Source organism: Nocardioides sp., from assembly GCF_024509035.1.
Taxonomy (GTDB): domain Bacteria; phylum Actinomycetota; class Actinomycetes; order Propionibacteriales; family Nocardioidaceae; genus Nocardioides.
In genome coordinates, this window is record NZ_JANINT010000307.1 from 1,589 (window position 1) to 2,000 (window position 412).

General features: G+C 74.5%; 2 protein-coding genes. One reads left to right on the plus strand and one right to left on the minus strand.

Annotated features, from left to right (window positions below; translation table 11 throughout):
* Positions 1 to 263, plus strand: a 263-nt coding sequence (locus Q0L15_RS19670) for a pyridoxamine 5'-phosphate oxidase family protein (protein ID WP_366939617.1), incomplete at its 5' end; no start/stop codon positions are given.
* Here Q0L15_RS19670 and Q0L15_RS19675 read toward each other — a convergent pair.
* Positions 202 to 412: hypothetical protein (locus Q0L15_RS19675; protein ID WP_296606288.1), on the minus strand; the 211-nt coding region annotated here is incomplete at its 5' end. The genes Q0L15_RS19670 and Q0L15_RS19675 overlap by 62 nt on opposite strands.

The window sequence follows — 412 nt, forward strand, 5'->3', positions numbered from 1 at the left end:
TGCTGGTCGCGACCGGCGAGGGCAACAAGCTGCTGGCCTCCGAGCTGCACGCCGAGGCCGCCCTGGAGATCGACGACCTGCGCGGCGAGGAGGCGTGGTCGGTGCTGGTGCGGGGCCGGCTCCAGCACGTCGAGGAGGGTCCCGCGGAGGCGTTCGCGGACGTGGCGACCGTGTCGTGGCTGCCCACCTTCAAGTACGACGTCATCCAGCTCGTGCCGGCCGCCGTGACGGGACGCCGGTTCCAGGTCCACCGCCCGCGCTGACCGGCGCGAGCTGATCGGCGGTCAGCCAGCCCTGGTGGGCCTCGATCTCGTGGTGGCCGCCGCCGGAGGCCCAGACGACCCACGCGAGCCACTGGGCGCCGCCGACGGCCGGCAGGCCCCACCAGAACAGCAGCAGCCCCGGGTGGACG